The sequence below is a fragment of the Streptomyces sp. NPDC088400 genome (genome assembly GCF_044753355.1).
Taxonomy (GTDB): Bacteria; Actinomycetota; Actinomycetes; order Streptomycetales; family Streptomycetaceae; genus Streptomyces.
Genome location: NZ_JBIVMZ010000002.1, coordinates 41,577 through 56,784, shown reverse-complemented (window position 1 = coordinate 56,784; position 15,208 = coordinate 41,577). Strand labels below are relative to the sequence as shown.

Sequence of the window (15,208 nt, the reverse complement as noted above, 5' to 3'; positions counted from 1 at the left end):
CACCGGGAGCGTGGGACACAGAACGGCAATCAGGCAGCGGTCATGACGGCGCCTTCCCCGGAGTCCGGGGAAGGCGCCATCACCCGCTTGGCAGAGCCTCCCGGCTCAGATCGTCGCTGTGTCGATCACGAAGCGGTAGCGCACATCGGAGGCGAGCACACGCTCGTACGCCTCATTGATCCCGCTCGCCTCGATCAGCTCGATCTCGGCACCGAGGTCGTGCTCGGCACAGAAGTCGAGCATCTCCTGGGTCTCGGCTATGCCGCCGATCGCCGAACCGGCGAGGGTCTTGTTGCCGCCGATCAAGGAAAACAGGTTGAGGGCGACGGGCTCTTCAGGGGCGCCGACATTCACCAGGGCGCCGCCCGTCTTCAGCAGGCTCAGGTACGCGCCGAAGTCCAGGGGCGCCGACACTGTCGAGAGAATGATGTCGAAGGTGCCGGCCAGGTTCTCGAAGGTGGCCAGGTCGCTGGTGGCGTAGTAGTGCTCGGCGCCCAGCTTCAGACCGTCGTCCTTCTTCCTCAGCGACTGGGAGAGGACCGTGACCTCGGCGCCGAGGGCGTGCGCGATCTTGACGGCCATATGACCGAGACCGCCCAGGCCGACCACGGCGACCTTCTTGCCGGGGGCCGCGCCCCAGTGCTTGAGCGGGGAGTACGTGGTGATGCCGGCGCAGAGCAGCGGCGCGGCCACGTCCAGAGACAGCCCGTCCGGGATGCGGACGGTGTAGTTCTCGTCGACGACGACCTTCTGTGAGTAGCCGCCGTAGGTGGGCTCGCCGTCACGGCCGATGGCGTTGTACGTGCCGACGTTCCCGCCCACGCAGTGCTGCTCCCGTCCGGCCTTGCAGTTCTCGCACTCGCGGCAGGAGTCGACCATGCAGCCGACGCCGACCCGGTCGCCGGCCTTGAACTTCGTCACACCGGAGCCGACCTCCGCGACGACGCCGGCGATCTCGTGACCGGGCACCATCGGGAAGATGGCCTCGCCCCAGCCCTCGCGGGCCTGGTGGATGTCGGAGTGGCAGATGCCGGCGAACTTGATGTCGATAAGAACATCGAACTCACCGACCGTACGGCGCTCGATCGTGGTGCGCTCCAGAGGGGCCTTGGCGCTGGGAACGGCATATGCGGCAACAGTCGTGGTCATGTCTCCAGGCTGCCTCCTCACATCCCGATCACCCAGGTCACCGCTTTGCGTACGTTCAGTGGTCCTACTACCAACGAGGTCAGGCTCCCGGTCGTACGACCGGGAATACTTGGGGGTATGGACGACATCCCCGCCACGGACGACGGACAGGCGGCCCTCCCCGAGGGCCTGGACCGCCGGGCCGAGCTCAGCGAATTCCTGCGCACCCGGCGGGCTCGGCTCAAACCGGAAGACGTGGGTATCCCCTCGCATGGGCGGCACAGGCGGGTGCCGGGACTGCGGCGCGAGGAGCTGTCCCAGCTGGCCGGGGTCTCTGTGGCGTACTACACACGCCTGGAGCAGGGCAACGGGCGCAATGTGTCGGCGGAGGTGCTCGACTCGATCGCGCGCGCCCTGCACCTGACCGACACCGAGCACGCACACCTCACCCAGCTCGCCAAGCCGAAGCGGCAGCGGAGGAAGTACCGGTCGTCCAAGCGGCAACAAGTGCGGGTGACGCTCCAGCAGATGCTCGAGTCGATGGAGGGCGTACCCGCGTACATCGGCGGGGCGCGCTCGGACATCCTCGCCTGGAACCGAATGGCGGCGGCGCTGTTCGGCGACTGGGGCAAACTGCCGCCCGCGGAACGCAACTGGGCGCGGCTGACCTTCCTCTCCCCCGACTACCGTGAGCTGTTCCTGGACTGGGACTCCAAGGCGTCCGACATGGTCAGCTATCTGCGGCTGTACGCGGGCCAGCACCCACAGGACCCGGACCTGTCCGCACTCGTGGGTGAACTCTCCGTCAAGAGCGAGAAGTTCAGGCTGCTGTGGGCCACGCACGACGTGAAGGAGAAGGGCCACGGGGTGAAGCGGATGCGGCATCCGCTGGTCGGCGACCTCACTCTGGCGTACGAGACGATGCATCTCGCGGACAACCACGAACAGTTCCTGTGCGTGTACCACGCGGAGCCGGGCTCCGCGTCGGCGGAGGCTCTGCGTCTCCTCGCGAGCTGGGGCACGGACGCGGTCCGGGCCGACAGTCGGACACCACGCCCCTGACCGTCGCCGCATTACCGCAAGGCGCCACGGCCCCAAGGCGCCACGGCCTCAAGACACCTCTGTCCCAAGACACCTCTGTCCCAAGAGGCCTCTGCCCCAAGAGGCCTCTGCCCCGCCCGCATTCTCGCCCCCCTCCCCCCGAATCCTGGGAGGGAAGGGCGAAGGTTGACAGCCGGTGGCCGGAGGCTGACAGCCGGTGGGTGAGGGTTGACAGGAGGCTTGGAGCAGCATGCAATATATTGCATGCCGGTGCCTACTACACCCCTCGCTGCCCGAGTTCTTCTCCGGGATCGCGCCTTCATCGTTCTCCGGGACGCCATCGTCGACGGAACGCTCAAACCCGAGGAGCAGCTGCGCGAGGCCGAGCTCCAGCGGTGGATCGGCGTGAGCCGCACTCCCATCCGCGAGGCGCTGATGCGGCTGGAGCGCTGCGGGCTGGTGGTGACCAGGCCCGGCCAGTCCACCACTGTGAGCGCGCTGGAGGCCGCGGTCGTCCAGGACGCCCAGCCGGTGGTCGCGACGATGCACGAACTCGCCGTACGGCTCGCTACTCCGCTGCTCGGCGCGGACCATGTCGCGGCCATGCGGAAGGAGAACGAGGCGTTCGCCGCCGCCCTGCGGCGCGGTGATGTCAGCGCCGCGCTGGCGGCCGACGACGCCCTGCACCAGGTGTGCGTGACGGCCGCGTCGAACACCATCGTCTCGGAAGTCCTGGACCAGTACTCGCCCCTGCTGCGACGCGTCGAGCGCGTCCGCTTCTCCTCCGAGGCCGGCCTGGAGTCCGTCGCGCTGCACGACCGGATGATCGACGCCTGCGCGGCGGGTGACGCCGACACCGCGGCGACCGTCGCTCACACGACCTGGATGACCCTCGCCGACGAACACCCCACGGGCCACCCGGCGGAGCACCCCACGCCGGTCGTCTCCGGCGGCCACGGCCTGATGCGCTCCCGCTGAGCCACCCTCTTCCCAACTCCCGCACGGCCGGACAACACCAGAAGAGAACACAGAGAAGCAGAGACCGAGAACCGAGGAAAGGACTCCACCATGGCCATCGAGGATTTCGAACGCTACCCGTTGCTCTTCGGCCCCAGCCCGGTACACCAGTTGAAGCGCCTGACCGAGCACCTCGGCGGCGCTCAGATCTGGGCGAAGCGCGAGGACTGCAACTCCGGGCTCGCGTACGGCGGCAACAAGACGCGCAAGCTCGAATACATCGTCCCCGACGTGCTGGCCCAGGGCGCGGACACCCTGGTATCGATCGGCGGCTACCAGTCGAATCACACCCGCCAGGTGGCCGCCGTCGCCGCTCACCTCGGCCTCAAGGCCCGCCTCGTACAGGAGAAGTGGGTCGACTGGCCCGACTCGGTGAACGACAAGGTGGGCAACATCCTCCTGTCCCGCATCATGGGCGCCGACGTCCGGCTCGACTCGGCCGGGTTCGGCATCGAGATCAAGGACTCGTGGCAGCAGGCGATCGACGACGTACGCGCCGAGGGCGGCACGCCCTACGCGATCCCGGCCGGCGCCTCGGAACACCGGCTGGGCGGCCTGGGGTTCGCGAACTGGGCGTACGAAGTGGAGCGCCAGGAAGCCGAACTCGGCGTCTTCTTCGACACGATCGTCGTCTGCAGCGTCACGGGCTCCACGCACGCCGGAATGATCGCCGGGTTCGCCGGACAGGACCGGCCGCGACGGGTGATCGGCATCGACGCGTCGGCCAAGCTCCAGGAGACCCGCGACCAGGTCGAACGTATCGCCCGGCACACCGCCGACCTGATCGGCCTCGGGCGTGAGCTGCGCGACGACGAGATCAGCGTGCTGGAGGGGTGGGCCGGCGACTACTACGGCATCCCCGTGCAGTCGACGCTGGACGCGATGCGGCTCACCGGCCGGTTGGAGGGCATGATCATCGACCCGGTGTACGAGGGCAAGTCCATGGCCGGGCTCATCGACCTCGTGCGTACGGGCGAGATAGGCAAGGACTCGAACGTGCTCTACGCACACCTGGGCGGCCAGCCGGCTCTGAACGCCTACAGCGGCGTCTTCAGCTAGAAGGCCCCGCACAGGAGGCCCCGCCGCTGGTTCGGAGACGTGCGAGCGGTAGCGGCAGATCCGGCCGAGGGGCTGGTCAGCGGTCTGTTCCGCCAGGTCCGTTCCCTCGCGGAACAGCCGCTGCCACTCGGCGTCGCACGTGCCGTCCTCACGAGGGCCGGGGCCGCCCTCCACCCGGACCGTTTGTCCGCGTCCTGCCCCGCGCGGCGGCGAGACATTCCGGGAACCGCTACTTGACAGGCCAGGAGCCTCGCGGCAGTCTTCCATCAAGCAGAAAGTCACTTCCGCAATACGAAATACAATGGTGTACGCAGAGGGCCGTAGCCCCATGCCTCGTACGGAAGGAGTGCCTGGCCCCATGCTCATCGGTCACTCGCGCTTCGATGTGAACCTGTCCATCCTCTTCACCGAACTCCCGCTGCTGGAGCGCCCCGCGGCCGCCGCCGCGGCGGGCTTCACCGCTGTGGAGCTGTGGTGGCCCTGGCCCGACAACCCCACCCCGCCACAGGCCGAACTCGACGCCCTCAAGAAGGCGCTCGACGGCGCGGGCACCCGGCTGGTGGGGCTGAACTTCTACGCCGGGCAGCTGCCGGGGCCCGACCGTGGCGCACTCTCCGTACCCGGCGAGGAGTCCGAGCGGTTCCGCGCCAACGTCGAGGTCGCGGCGGATTTCGCCGCCTCCGTGGGATGTACGGCGCTCAACGCGCTCTACGGCAACCGCGTCGAGGGGGTCGAGGCGCAGGCCCAGGACGCCCTCGCCCTGGAGAACCTGGTCACGGCGGCCCGCGCGGCCGACCGCGTCGGGGCGACCCTGCTGATCGAGGCGCTCAACAAGCCCGAGTCCCCGCGCTACCCGCTGGTGAGCGCCGAGTCTGCGATCGAGGTCGTGGACCGGGTCAACGCGGCCACGGGGCTGGGCAATACGGCGTTCCTGCTCGACCTCTACCACCTGTCGATGAACGACGGCGAGGACCTGAACGAGGTCATCGACCGGTACGCCGACAGGACCGGCCACGTGCAGATCGCGGACAACCCGGGCCGTGGCGCGCCGGGCACCGGATCGCTGCCGCTGGAGGACCTGCTGGGCCGACTGCGCGAAACCGGTTACGACGGCTGGGTCGGCCTGGAGTACAAGCCGGGCGACCGCCCGAGCGCCGAGTCCTTCGGCTGGCTTCCCAACTGACCACTGCACGGCACACGCCCCGGTCCGTCTGGACCCGGGCCCCTTGAACCCCGGGCGGTGGCAGCGCCGACACCTGTCAGGTCGCGCCCCGGCACTGCCGCCGCCCGGATCCCCTCACTCGGATCCCGACGAGCCGTTCTCCATCTCACCCGACCGCCGGCGTGCACCGGGCCGTTGACGAGCGCCGGGCCGTTGAGCCCCGGACCGTTGACGGGCGCCGGGCCGTTGACGTGTGTGCGGGTCCCACCCGGCCTCAGGCCGTCGAATCCACCCCCATCGTGAGGGTGGCGGTATAGCCGGCCGACGGCGTGGAGCCGAGCGGGGTCAGCGTCAGCAGCCCCGAGGTCGCTCCCGCGCCGTCGTAGATGGAGTCGTCGTCGAGGTGTGTCTCCCTGGTGGTGTTGGCCTTGTACGGGGACGACGCCTGGATCGTGGCGTTGATCGCGGGGTCGTAGAAGAGCTGCCCGGTGTGCACGATCTCGCCGCCGGTGTACGTGTCCCCGGTGAGTGTGACATCGGTGTGGACGCGCAGATGCGTGTGGACGGCACGCCCCCGGTAGTGACCGGGCCAGATGGAGACGAGATTCACCACGCCGTTGCTGCCGGTGAGCTGACCGCCGCGCAGGAAGGTGCCGTTGTCCGCGCCCGGGTGGCCGTTGTTGCCGACGAACCCGGAGTACTCGCCGAGCGAGTCACAGTGCCAGATCTCCACCAGCGCGCCCGCGAGCGGTGCGCAGCCCTTGGCGGTGTCGACCACGGTGAGCTTGTAGCGGACCTCGACGCCCGCCTTGTCCTCGCGGTTGTCGACACGCACCAGTGCGCCTTCGAGCGAGTACGGGCCCTCGGTCACCCGGGCGTTGAGCGAGCACACGGCGGCGGCTGCCACGCCGACGGTGTCGGCCGTTTCGACCGGACCGTCACCCGCCGTCCCGTGGGCGGACGATGAGAGTCCGGCGGCGGCGAAGGCTCCGGTCGCGGCGAGGGCTGCCCCACCGACGACGACAGCGCGCCGGGTGGTGGGAGCACGGAAGGGAGTGGGGGGTGTGGGCGTTGCGTTCTCTTCTGTCATGACGGGCGAGGCTGGCCTCAAAGCCTGTGATGGACATGACAGTAGACTGTGTGCGCGATAAGGAAACAGTAAAGCCTCACACCCCAACTCCCCTATTTTGTAGGGGAGTTGGAGTGTGAGCATGTCCCCGTCCCGCACCGGTCCCGGGGCGGGACGCCCCGAGCCTCAGGAGACGTCGAGCGGGAGGATCGAGGTCGGAGCGTGGCCCGGCTCGGTCGCCAGGTCCTCGAACTCGTTGATGGCGGCGATGTCGACGCCCATCGAGATGTTCGTGACCCGTTCGAGGATCGCCTCCACGATCACCGGGACGCGGTGCTCGGCGGCGAGTTTCTTCGCCTCCTCGAAGGCGGGGAGCAGATCCTCCGGGCGGGTGACCCGGACCGCCTTGCAGCCGAGCCCCTCGGCGACCTTGACATGGTCCACGCCGTAGACGCCGATCTCGGGGGTGTTGATGTTCTCGAATTCGAGATTGACCTGGAAGTTGATGTCGAGGTTGCGCTGCGCCTGGCGGATCAGGCCCAAGTACGCGTTGTTCACCAGGACATGGACGTACGGAATCCTGTGCTGTGCGCCGACCGCCAGCTCCTCCAGCATGAACTGGAAGTCGTAGTCGCCGGAGAGGGCGACGACCGTGGCGCCGGGGTCGGCGGTGGCGACACCGAGCGCGGCGGGGATGGTCCAGCCGAGCGGTCCCGCCTGGCCGCAGTTGATCCAGTGGCGCGGCCGGTAGACGTGCAGCAGCTGCGCGCCGGCGATCTGGGAGAGGCCGATGGTGGTGACGTACCGGGTCTCGGGACCGAAGGCGCGGTTCATCTCCTCGTACACGCGCTGCGGCTTGATCGGCACGTCGTCGAAGTGTGTACGGCGCTGGAGCCTGGACTTGCGGTCCCGGGCCGAGGAGGCCCACGCGCCGCGGTCCGGGAGCCCGCCCGCCGCCTTCAGTTCACCCGCGATCTCGACGAACAGCTCCAGTGCCGCCTTGGCGTCGGAGGCGATCCCGTAGTCAGGGGGGAAGATCTTGCCGAGCTGCGTCGGCTCGATGTCGACGTGGACGAACTTCCGGCCCTTGGTGTACGTCTCCAGGTTCCCCGTGTGGCGGTTCGCCCAGCGGTTCCCGATGCCGAGGACGAAGTCCGACTCCAGGAAAGTCGCGTTGCCGTAGCGGTGCGAGGTCTGGAGGCCGACCATGCCGGCGTTCAGCTCGTGGTCGTCGGCGATGGCGCCCCAGCCCATCAGGGTCGGGATGACCGGAATCCCGGTCAACTCGGCGAATTCCACGAGCAGTTCGGAGGCGTCGGCGTTGATGACGCCGCCACCGGCGACGATCAGGGGGCGCTCGGAGGCGTTGAGGAGCGTGATCGCCTTCTCGATCTGCGCGCGGCTCGCGACCGGCTTGTGGACGGGCAGCGGCTCGTACGTCTCCGGGTCGAACTCGATCTCGGTCAGCTGGACGTCGACGGGCAGGTCGACGAGGACCGGTCCCGGCCTGCCCGAGCGCATCAGGTGGAAGGCCTGCTGGACGACGCCGGGGACCTGCGCGGCCTCCAGCACGGTCGTCGCGGCCTTGGTGACGGGCCGCGCGATCGAGGCGATGTCGACGGCCTGGAAGTCCTCCTTGTGGAGCACCGCGGTCGGCGCCTGGCCGGTGATGCACAGGATCGGGATCGAGTCACCGATCGCGGAGTACAGGCCGGTGATCATGTCGGTGCCCGCGGGCCCCGACGTACCGACACAGACCCCGATGTTGCCGGGGTGGGTACGGGTATATCCCTCGGCCATGTGCGAGGCGCCCTCGACATGGCGGGCCAGCGTGTGCTCAATCCCGCCGGACGCCTTGAGGGCCGCATAGAAGGGGTTGATCGCGGCGCCCGGCACGCCGAACGCGTGCGACACGCCCTCACGCTTGAGGATCTCAACAGCCGCGCGGGCGGCGGTCATTCGAGGCATGAGTGCTCCTGCTTCAGTTCAGCCGGCGAATGCGGAGGATACGGACGCTGTGGTGCCGGACTCTGTCGCGCCACCTGAGAGTCGGTTCCCAGCAGCCCCCCTGCCGATATTCCGACATACGGAATATCGTTTCTGTAATACGGAATCAATCTAGGCGTGGGTCGAGCGAGCGTCAAGGGATGAACCCAGGCCCCTCCCCATGGCCTCGCCCTTGGTGGACGATGGGGCACGGAGCGCAACGGAGCGCGGTCGAAGAGATCAGCGAGGCCGAAAAGGCCCGAAGGAACGAAGGGGGTCGTGATGGGAGAGAGCGTCTCCGTGCACTGCCCGTCCTGCGGTAGCCGTCACGCCTTCATGGCGTCGGTCTATCCCTGCGTGTGCGGGGCGCCGGTCGCACCGCCACTGCTCACGGACGTACCGGTGGAACCGGTCACGCACCGCACCTGGGACGACGACTGGGTACGGATCCGCTGTACGGCGTGCGGCCGGCAGGACCAGTGGCCGCAGCCGGAGCTGGGCTGCGCGTGCGGCTCGTTGCTGCGGATTCCGGTACGGCCGGTGAGCCCGGCGGTTGAGCCCCCGGCCCCGGAGACGCGCGTCGGCCTCGACGCGGACATGGACCTGGAACTGGATGTCGGCGTGGACTCCGAAGCGGACGCGGGAGCGGGCCCCGACATGACATCGGGCAGGACCTCGGGCCCGGACACCGGGCCGCCTGCGGCCGGACCGCCCACGCACATCCCGTTGCCCCGGACGGCGGCGTCACCGCGCCCGTCGTTCCGCCCGCTGACCATCCGTACACCGCATGACGCGGTGACGGCCGCCGCGCTGTATCTGCGCTGGCTGGGCTTCGAGAGCGTCGTCCGGGCCGAGGACCAGCCGGCCTCCGGCATCGATCTGCGCGGCCCCGGTGTGGTCGCCCAGGTCGACCCGGCCGCCGCCCCGGCCTCCGTACGCTCCGTCGAGTGTCTCTGGCTCAACGGGCTGACCGCGTCGGTGGTGAGCGTCTACTTCTCGCTGGCGGGGTACGCCGACGACGCGCGCGCCCGCGCCGACGACCTCGGCCTCCCGCTCTTCGTCATGGATCTCACGGGTGCGCCCCGGCCCGTCAACGGCCCGGCGGACGAACTGGTCTCGGCCGGCGCGTAGGACACGGGGCGGGACGGGGAGGGGGACGGGACCGGGGACAGGATCTGGCACCGACCCCGAACTCACCTACCCGGAGAACCGTTCCCTCAGCTCGATCTTCCTGACCTTCCCGCTCACCGTCATCGGGAACGCGTCCACGAGCTCCACCCTGCGCGGGATCTTGTAGTGCGCGAGCCGCTCCCGGCAGTACGCCACGATGTCGTCCTGCGACGGCGGATCCGCCGGGTCGCGCGGGACCACACAGGCCAGGATCTCCTCGCCGTACTTCTCGTCCGGTACGCCGACCACCTGCACGTCCGCGATCTTCGGGTGGCCGTACAGGAACTCCTCGATCTCCCGTGGATAGACGTTCTCGCCGCCTCTGATGATCATGTCCTTGATACGGCCGACGATCTGGGCGTAGCCGTCCTCCCGTATCACCGCGAGGTCGCCGGTGTGCATCCAGCGGCCCGCGTCGATGACCTCGGCGGTGCGCTCCGGCGCGTTCCAGTAGCCGAGCATCACGCTGTAGCCGCGTGTGCACAGTTCGCCCGCCTCGCCGCGCGGCAGTGTCACCCCGCTCACCGGGTCGATCACCTTGACCTCGACATGCGGCAGCGCCCGGCCGACCGTGCCCGTACGGCGTTCGAGATCGTCGTCGCGCCGCGTCTGGAGGGAGACCGGCGAGGTCTCGGTCATGCCGTAACAGATGGACACCTCGGCCATGTTCATCTCGGTGACGACACGCTTCATCACCTCCACCGGGCAGGGCGAGCCCGCCATGATCCCGGTGCGCAACGAGGAGAGGTCGTAGGAGGCGAAGCCCGGGAGGTTCAGCTCCGCGATGAACATCGTCGGGACGCCGTAGAGCGAGGTGCAGCGCTCCCGCTGGACCGCTTCCAGTGTTTTCCCTGGCTCGAACGACGGCCCCGGGACGACCACACAGGCGCCGTGCGACAGGGCTCCGAGGTTGCCCATCACCATGCCGAAGCAGTGGTAGAAGGGAACGGGCAGGCACACCCGGTCCCGCTCCGTGTAACCAACGGTCTCTCCCACGAAATAGCCGTTGTTGAGAATGTTGTGGTGGGAGAGGGTGGCGCCCTTGGGGAAGCCGGTGGTGCCCGACGTGTACTGGATGTTGATCGGGTCGTCGCAGGACAACTCGGCCTCACGCGACAGGAGTTGATCGACCGTCACTCTGCTTGCGAAGCTGAGCAGTTCGTCCCAGGTCTGATCACCGATGTAGTGGACGGAACGCAGTTCGGGACAGGACCCGCGCACCTGCTCGACCAGGGTGCGGTAGTCGCTGGTCCGATGGGCGACGGAGGCTATCAGTACGGAGATCCCGGACTGGTTGAGCACGAACTCCAACTCATGGGCGCGGTAAGCCGGGTTGATGTTCACCAAGATGGCGCCGATGCGGGCCGTGGCGTACTGCGTCAGTACCCACTCGGGGCAGTTGACGGCCCAGATCCCGACCCGGTCGCCCTTCGCCACCCCGCGCCCGAGCAGTGCCCGCGCCAGTTCGCCGACCGCCGTGCCGAACTCTCCGTACGTCCAGCGCCGCCCGGACGGTACGTCGACCAGCGCCTCCCGGTCGGAGAACCGGCCGATCACCCGGTCGAGGTTGGCGCCGATGGTGTCACCGAGCAGCGGGGTCGTACCGGTGCCGTGCGTATACGAGTTGGCCACTGGCCGGCTGTCGGTCGTCATCGCAGATCCCCTTCGTCGTACTCGGCGTCCGATCCCCCGGCCGTCCGCTCACGCAGCTCGATCCTGCGGATCTTCCCGGACACGGTCTTGGGCAGTTCGGCGAACTCCAGGCGGCGGACGCGCTTGTACGGCGCGAGGACCGCGCGCGAGTGGGCGAAGAGCACCTTCGCCGTGTCCGGGCCCGGCTCCCAGCCCTCGGCGAGGACGATGTACGCCTTGGGCACGGCCAGCCGCAGCGGGTCGGGCGCGGGGACGACGGCGGCCTCGGCGACCGCTTCGTGTTCCAGGAGCGCGCTCTCCAGCTCGAACGGGGAAATCTTGTAGTCGGACGCCTTGAAGACATCGTCGGACCGGCCGACATAGGTGATGTAGCCGTCGGCATCGCGCGTGCCGATGTCACCGGTCCGGTAGTAGCCGCCCGCCATCGCCTCGGCGGTCCGGTCCGGGTCGCCGTGGTAGCCGGTCATCAGGCCGACCGGACGCGCGGCGAGGTCGAGCGCGATCTCGCCCTCGTCGGCACCGGGGGCACCCGTGACCGGGTCGAGCAGTTCGACCTTGAAGCCGGGGGTCGGCCGGCCCATCGATCCGGTCTTGACCAGCTGGCCGGGCGAGTTGGCGACCTGGACGGCGGTCTCGGTCTGGCCGAAGCCGTCCCTGATCGTCACGCCCCAGGCGCGGCGGACCGTCTCGATCACCTCGGGGTTGAGCGGTTCGCCCGCCGCGACGGCCTCGCGCGGCGGGGTGCGCAGCTGGGACAGATCGGCCTGGATGAGCATCCGCCACACGGTGGGCGGGGCGCAGAAGCTGGTGACCTCGGAACGGTCCATCTCGGCCATCAGGCGTACCGGGTCGAAGCGGGTGTAGTTGTGGATGAAGACGGTCGCCTCGGCGTTCCACGGAGCGAAGAGATTCGACCAGGCGTGCTTGGCCCAACCGGGTGAGGCGATGTTCAGATGGACATCGCCCGGCCTGAGCCCGATCCAGTACATCGTCGCGAGATGGCCGATCGGATACGAACCGTGGGTGTGCTCGACCAGCTTGGGCCGGGCGGTCGTGCCGGAGGTGAAGTACAGCATCAGCGGATCGTCCGCGTGGGTGACGCCGTCGGGCTCGAAGGTCGCGGGCCGCTCGTAGGCGCTCTGGTACGGCCGCCAGCCGGGAGCGGCGCGGCCGGAAGCAGCGTCGGTGCTGTCGGAAGCACCGCCGGTGCCGCTCGCGCCGGATTCCCCGCCCACCACGATCCGGGTGAAGCCGCCCTGGATGTCGGCGAACTTGACGGTGTCCTCGGAGCGGACGATCACATGTCCGGCGCGGCCTCGTTCGATACGGTCCCGCAGATCGGCCTGGCCGAGAAGCGGCGTCGCGGGGATGACGACGGCCCGCAGCTTCATCGCGGCGAGCGCGGTCTCCCACAGCTCGACCTGGTTGCCGAGCATGACGACGATCCGGTCCTCCGCCCGGACCCCCTGCTCACGCAGCCAGTTCGCGGCCTGGTTGGAGCGGGCGGACATCTCGGCGAAGGTCCGGAGCGTACGGCTGCCGTCCTCCTCGACGATGTGCAGCGCGACGCGGTCGTTGCCGTCCGCGATCCGGTCGAACCAGTCCAGGGCCCAGTTGAAACGCTCGGGACGCGGCCAGGCGAAGCCCTCGTACGCCGTCTCGTAGTCCTCCCGGTGCGCCAGGAGGAAGTCCCGGGCCGCCCGGAACTGCTCGGTCGGTCGGGTCGCATCGCTCGGGCCGCCCGCATCGCCCGCACCACGCGTCGCTCCCCGCATTCCCGTCACTCCTGTCGCTCCCGTCGGTCGTGCCGCGCTTGACGTCATATGTCCTCCTCATTGCGGGACCGTTCACTAACATCGTGTAATCAGTGACGTGCGTCTCACCACCCCCGGACGGGGGTGGCTGCCGGACGCCACCGGAACCGGACATCGGGACATCGGGACATCGGACGTCGGGACATGGCGAGAGGCGGAGAACGTGGGCGAAGCGGTCGAGGCGGTGGAAATGCGGTCGGCGCTGCTGCGGCTGCGCCGTACGACCGGGCTGCCCGTGGCGTTCGGCGGGCTGCTGCGTGACGACGTGGGACAGGTACGTGACGATGTGGGACAGCTGCGTATCGCCGAGCTGAACGGCACGTCCACGGGGGCACTGCGCGAACTCGCGGTCATCTCCGGCAACGGCCTGGGCGGCAAGTCCATCGCCCTGGCCCGGCCATGCGCGGTGACCGACTACCGGGAGGCGCGGCACATCAGCCATGAGTACGACGCGGCGGTGGCGGCGGAAGGCCTGCGCTCGGTGCTCGCGGTGCCCGTGGTCGTCCGGCGCAAGGTGCGCGGGGTGCTGTACGGGGCGCTGCGCAGTGCGCTGCCGGTCGGCGAGCGGACCTTCGACGCGGCGGTCGCCGCCGCACGGGACGTGGAACAGGCCCTGCTCGTTCGGGACGAGGTGCGGCGCCTGCTCACGGTGACCCGCGAGTCGATGCCCCGCGATCCGGCGGCGGGCCCCGGTGCCTGGGAGGAGGTCCGCGCGGCCCACGGTGAGCTGCGGGCACTGGCGCCGAAGCTCGTGGACGCGGAACTGCGCGGCGAACTGCTGGCCGTCTGCGGCCGCTTGGCGGGCGCGGTGGGGGCGGTCGACGCGGCGGGCGCGGTCGGTGCCCCGTCGCGCCGGGTGCCGGTGGCGCTCGCGCCACGCGAGGTGGATGTCCTGGCGTGTGTCGCGTCGGGCTCGACCAACGCGACGGCGGCCGAACTGCTGGGCTTGCGGCCGGAGACGGTGAAGGGCTATCTGCGCTCGGCGATGCGCAAACTGGGCACACACACCCGCCTGGAGGCGGTGGTGGCGGCCCGGCGGGCGGGGGTGCTTCCGTAACCCGGGCGGGTCCGGTCTCCCGGACGGGCCGGTCTCCCGGACGGGCCGGTCTCCCGGACGGGCCGGTCTCCCGGACGGCGGCGGCCCGGGTTGTCCCGGGCCGCCGCCGCCCGCTCGCGCACGCCGTTGTTGCCTACGTCATCAGCGGGATCTCACCGGCGGGCGGGACGCGCCAGGGTGTAGCCGGCGATGCCCGCGAGCGCGCCGAGCACTCCGCCGGCCACGGTCCAGAGCCAGCGGTCCGTCCACCGGCCGGAGGACCAGCCGTCCTCCGGTTCGACACCGGACGCGGCCAGTCGCGCTCCGTCGCTCGATCCGGCGCCGCTGCTGTCGCCGCTGTCGTTGTCGCTGTCGCTCTGCGAGACGGTGGTACGGCCCGGAGTCAACGGGACGGCCAGCCGCCCGTCGACCGCGGCGGCCCCGCCCTCATCGGCGACGGACGCCTCGATCTCCGTACGCACCGGCAGACCGAGGTCCTCCTCCTGCGCGTTCACGACGGTGAGGCGAACGTAGTAGCTGCCCGGCAGCGGATCGTCGGACCACGGCTCGGCCCAGGCCCGTACCGTACGCAGCGTGCACCGCAGTTCCACCTCGCGGGCGTCGGCCGCGAGCGCCCGGGTCTGGGCGCCGTGCACGCACGGCTGGCGGCGGCGCAGACCGTCGTAGACGTCGACCTGCCAGGTCGCCGCGCCCTTCCTTGCGGCGGCGGACTCGGGGAGCGAGACCTTGGCGGTCACGGTGGCGCGCTGTCCCGCGTCCACCGGGAGCACCCAGTACAGGTAGTCGCCCGTGGAGGCGTCGGCCGTGGCCCGCTGGTCCGGCCGGAACGCGGTGGCGGTACGGAAGGACGTGCCCGCCTCGGTCGGTGCCTCGGCGCCGTCGGAATCGTCCGAGGCGCCGGCGGAGGGCGTCGGGGACTCGTCGGCCAGGGCGCTGCCCGCTGTGCCGAGGAGCAGCACACCGGCCAGCAGGGAACCCGTGAACAGACCTGCGGCGCGGGAGACTTGGGAACGACGGAAGCCACGGGTCGTACGGGAGCCACGGGTCATGCG

The 15,208-nt window shown here is 69.7% G+C and carries 12 protein-coding genes; 6 read left to right on the top strand and 6 right to left on the bottom strand.

The window, feature by feature from the left end:
• Positions 1–105: 105 nt before the first annotated feature.
• On the bottom strand, positions 106–1,149 hold the full coding sequence (locus tag ACIQD6_RS05220; protein ID WP_401878273.1) for an NAD(P)-dependent alcohol dehydrogenase: 1,044 nt from the start codon (positions 1,147–1,149) through the stop codon (positions 106–108).
• Between the two features lie 117 nt (positions 1,150–1,266).
• On the opposite strand from ACIQD6_RS05220, the gene ACIQD6_RS05215 reads away from it, so the two are divergent.
• The 4 genes from ACIQD6_RS05215 to ACIQD6_RS05200 all read left to right on the top strand — a co-directional run bounded on the left by ACIQD6_RS05215 (position 1,267) and on the right by ACIQD6_RS05200 (position 5,428).
• The gene (locus ACIQD6_RS05215; protein ID WP_401878270.1) at positions 1,267–2,190 is read left to right on the top strand and encodes a helix-turn-helix domain-containing protein; all 924 of its coding nucleotides are present in this window, start codon (positions 1,267–1,269) and stop codon (positions 2,188–2,190) included.
• 243 nt (positions 2,191–2,433) lie between these two features.
• Positions 2,434–3,147, top strand: coding sequence for a GntR family transcriptional regulator (locus tag ACIQD6_RS05210; protein WP_401878268.1), 714 nt, complete (start codon positions 2,434–2,436; stop codon positions 3,145–3,147).
• Between the two features lie 90 nt (positions 3,148–3,237).
• Positions 3,238–4,245: a 1-aminocyclopropane-1-carboxylate deaminase gene (locus ACIQD6_RS05205; RefSeq protein WP_401878265.1), complete on the top strand. Its 1,008-nt coding sequence runs from the start codon at positions 3,238–3,240 to the stop codon at positions 4,243–4,245.
• 358 nt (positions 4,246–4,603) lie between these two features.
• Positions 4,604–5,428: a TIM barrel protein gene (locus tag ACIQD6_RS05200; RefSeq protein WP_401878262.1), complete on the top strand. Its 825-nt coding sequence runs from the start codon at positions 4,604–4,606 to the stop codon at positions 5,426–5,428.
• 253 nt (positions 5,429–5,681) lie between these two features.
• Here the strand turns inward: ACIQD6_RS05200 and ACIQD6_RS05195 are convergent, their stop codons facing one another.
• Positions 5,682–6,497: an intradiol ring-cleavage dioxygenase gene (locus ACIQD6_RS05195; RefSeq protein WP_401878259.1), complete on the bottom strand. Its 816-nt coding sequence runs from the start codon at positions 6,495–6,497 to the stop codon at positions 5,682–5,684.
• A gap of 165 nt (positions 6,498–6,662) precedes the next feature.
• The gene (gcl, locus tag ACIQD6_RS05190; protein ID WP_401878258.1) at positions 6,663–8,444 is read right to left on the bottom strand and encodes a glyoxylate carboligase; all 1,782 of its coding nucleotides are present in this window, start codon (positions 8,442–8,444) and stop codon (positions 6,663–6,665) included.
• Between the two features lie 300 nt (positions 8,445–8,744).
• Here gcl and ACIQD6_RS05185 point away from each other — a divergent pair, with 300 nt between their 5' ends.
• Positions 8,745–9,593, top strand: a complete 849-nt coding sequence (locus ACIQD6_RS05185) for a hypothetical protein (protein ID WP_401878256.1) — start codon at positions 8,745–8,747, stop codon at positions 9,591–9,593.
• 66 nt (positions 9,594–9,659) lie between these two features.
• On the opposite strand, the gene ACIQD6_RS05180 is transcribed toward ACIQD6_RS05185, so the two are convergent.
• Positions 9,660–11,285, bottom strand: a complete 1,626-nt coding sequence (locus tag ACIQD6_RS05180) for an AMP-binding protein (RefSeq protein ID WP_401878253.1) — start codon at positions 11,283–11,285, stop codon at positions 9,660–9,662.
• Positions 11,282–13,060, bottom strand: coding sequence for an AMP-binding protein (locus ACIQD6_RS05175; RefSeq protein WP_401878250.1), 1,779 nt, complete (start codon positions 13,058–13,060; stop codon positions 11,282–11,284). Before ACIQD6_RS05175 ends, ACIQD6_RS05180 begins: the two co-directional genes overlap by 4 nt.
• A 202-nt stretch (positions 13,061–13,262) precedes the next feature.
• On the opposite strand from ACIQD6_RS05175, the gene ACIQD6_RS05170 reads away from it, so the two are divergent.
• Entirely contained in the window at positions 13,263–14,156 is an 894-nt protein-coding gene (locus ACIQD6_RS05170; protein ID WP_401879492.1) for a response regulator transcription factor, read from the top strand.
• 152 nt (positions 14,157–14,308) lie between these two features.
• Here the strand turns inward: ACIQD6_RS05170 and ACIQD6_RS05165 are convergent, their stop codons facing one another.
• Entirely contained in the window at positions 14,309–15,205 is an 897-nt protein-coding gene (locus ACIQD6_RS05165; protein WP_401879491.1) for a hypothetical protein, read from the bottom strand.
• Positions 15,206–15,208 lie beyond the last annotated feature (3 nt).

What these genes read in the sequence shown, in the direction of transcription:
- ACIQD6_RS05220 (WP_401878273.1), bottom strand. Translation starts at nt 1,149, where the DNA reads ATGACCACGACTGTTGCCGCATATGCCGTTCCCAGCGCCAAGGCCCCT.
- ACIQD6_RS05215 (WP_401878270.1), top strand. Translation starts at nt 1,267, where the DNA reads ATGGACGACATCCCCGCCACGGACGACGGACAGGCGGCCCTCCCCGAG.
- ACIQD6_RS05210 (WP_401878268.1), top strand. Translation starts at nt 2,434, where the DNA reads ATGCCGGTGCCTACTACACCCCTCGCTGCCCGAGTTCTTCTCCGGGAT.
- ACIQD6_RS05205 (WP_401878265.1), top strand. Translation starts at nt 3,238, where the DNA reads ATGGCCATCGAGGATTTCGAACGCTACCCGTTGCTCTTCGGCCCCAGC.
- ACIQD6_RS05200 (WP_401878262.1), top strand. Translation starts at nt 4,604, where the DNA reads ATGCTCATCGGTCACTCGCGCTTCGATGTGAACCTGTCCATCCTCTTC.
- ACIQD6_RS05195 (WP_401878259.1), bottom strand. Translation starts at nt 6,497, where the DNA reads ATGACAGAAGAGAACGCAACGCCCACACCCCCCACTCCCTTCCGTGCT.
- gcl (WP_401878258.1), bottom strand. Translation starts at nt 8,444, where the DNA reads ATGCCTCGAATGACCGCCGCCCGCGCGGCTGTTGAGATCCTCAAGCGT.
- ACIQD6_RS05185 (WP_401878256.1), top strand. Translation starts at nt 8,745, where the DNA reads ATGGGAGAGAGCGTCTCCGTGCACTGCCCGTCCTGCGGTAGCCGTCAC.
- ACIQD6_RS05180 (WP_401878253.1), bottom strand. Translation starts at nt 11,285, where the DNA reads ATGACGACCGACAGCCGGCCAGTGGCCAACTCGTATACGCACGGCACC.
- ACIQD6_RS05175 (WP_401878250.1), bottom strand. Translation starts at nt 13,060, where the DNA reads ATGCGGGGAGCGACGCGTGGTGCGGGCGATGCGGGCGGCCCGAGCGAT.
- ACIQD6_RS05165 (WP_401879491.1), bottom strand. Translation starts at nt 15,205, where the DNA reads ATGACCCGTGGCTCCCGTACGACCCGTGGCTTCCGTCGTTCCCAAGTC.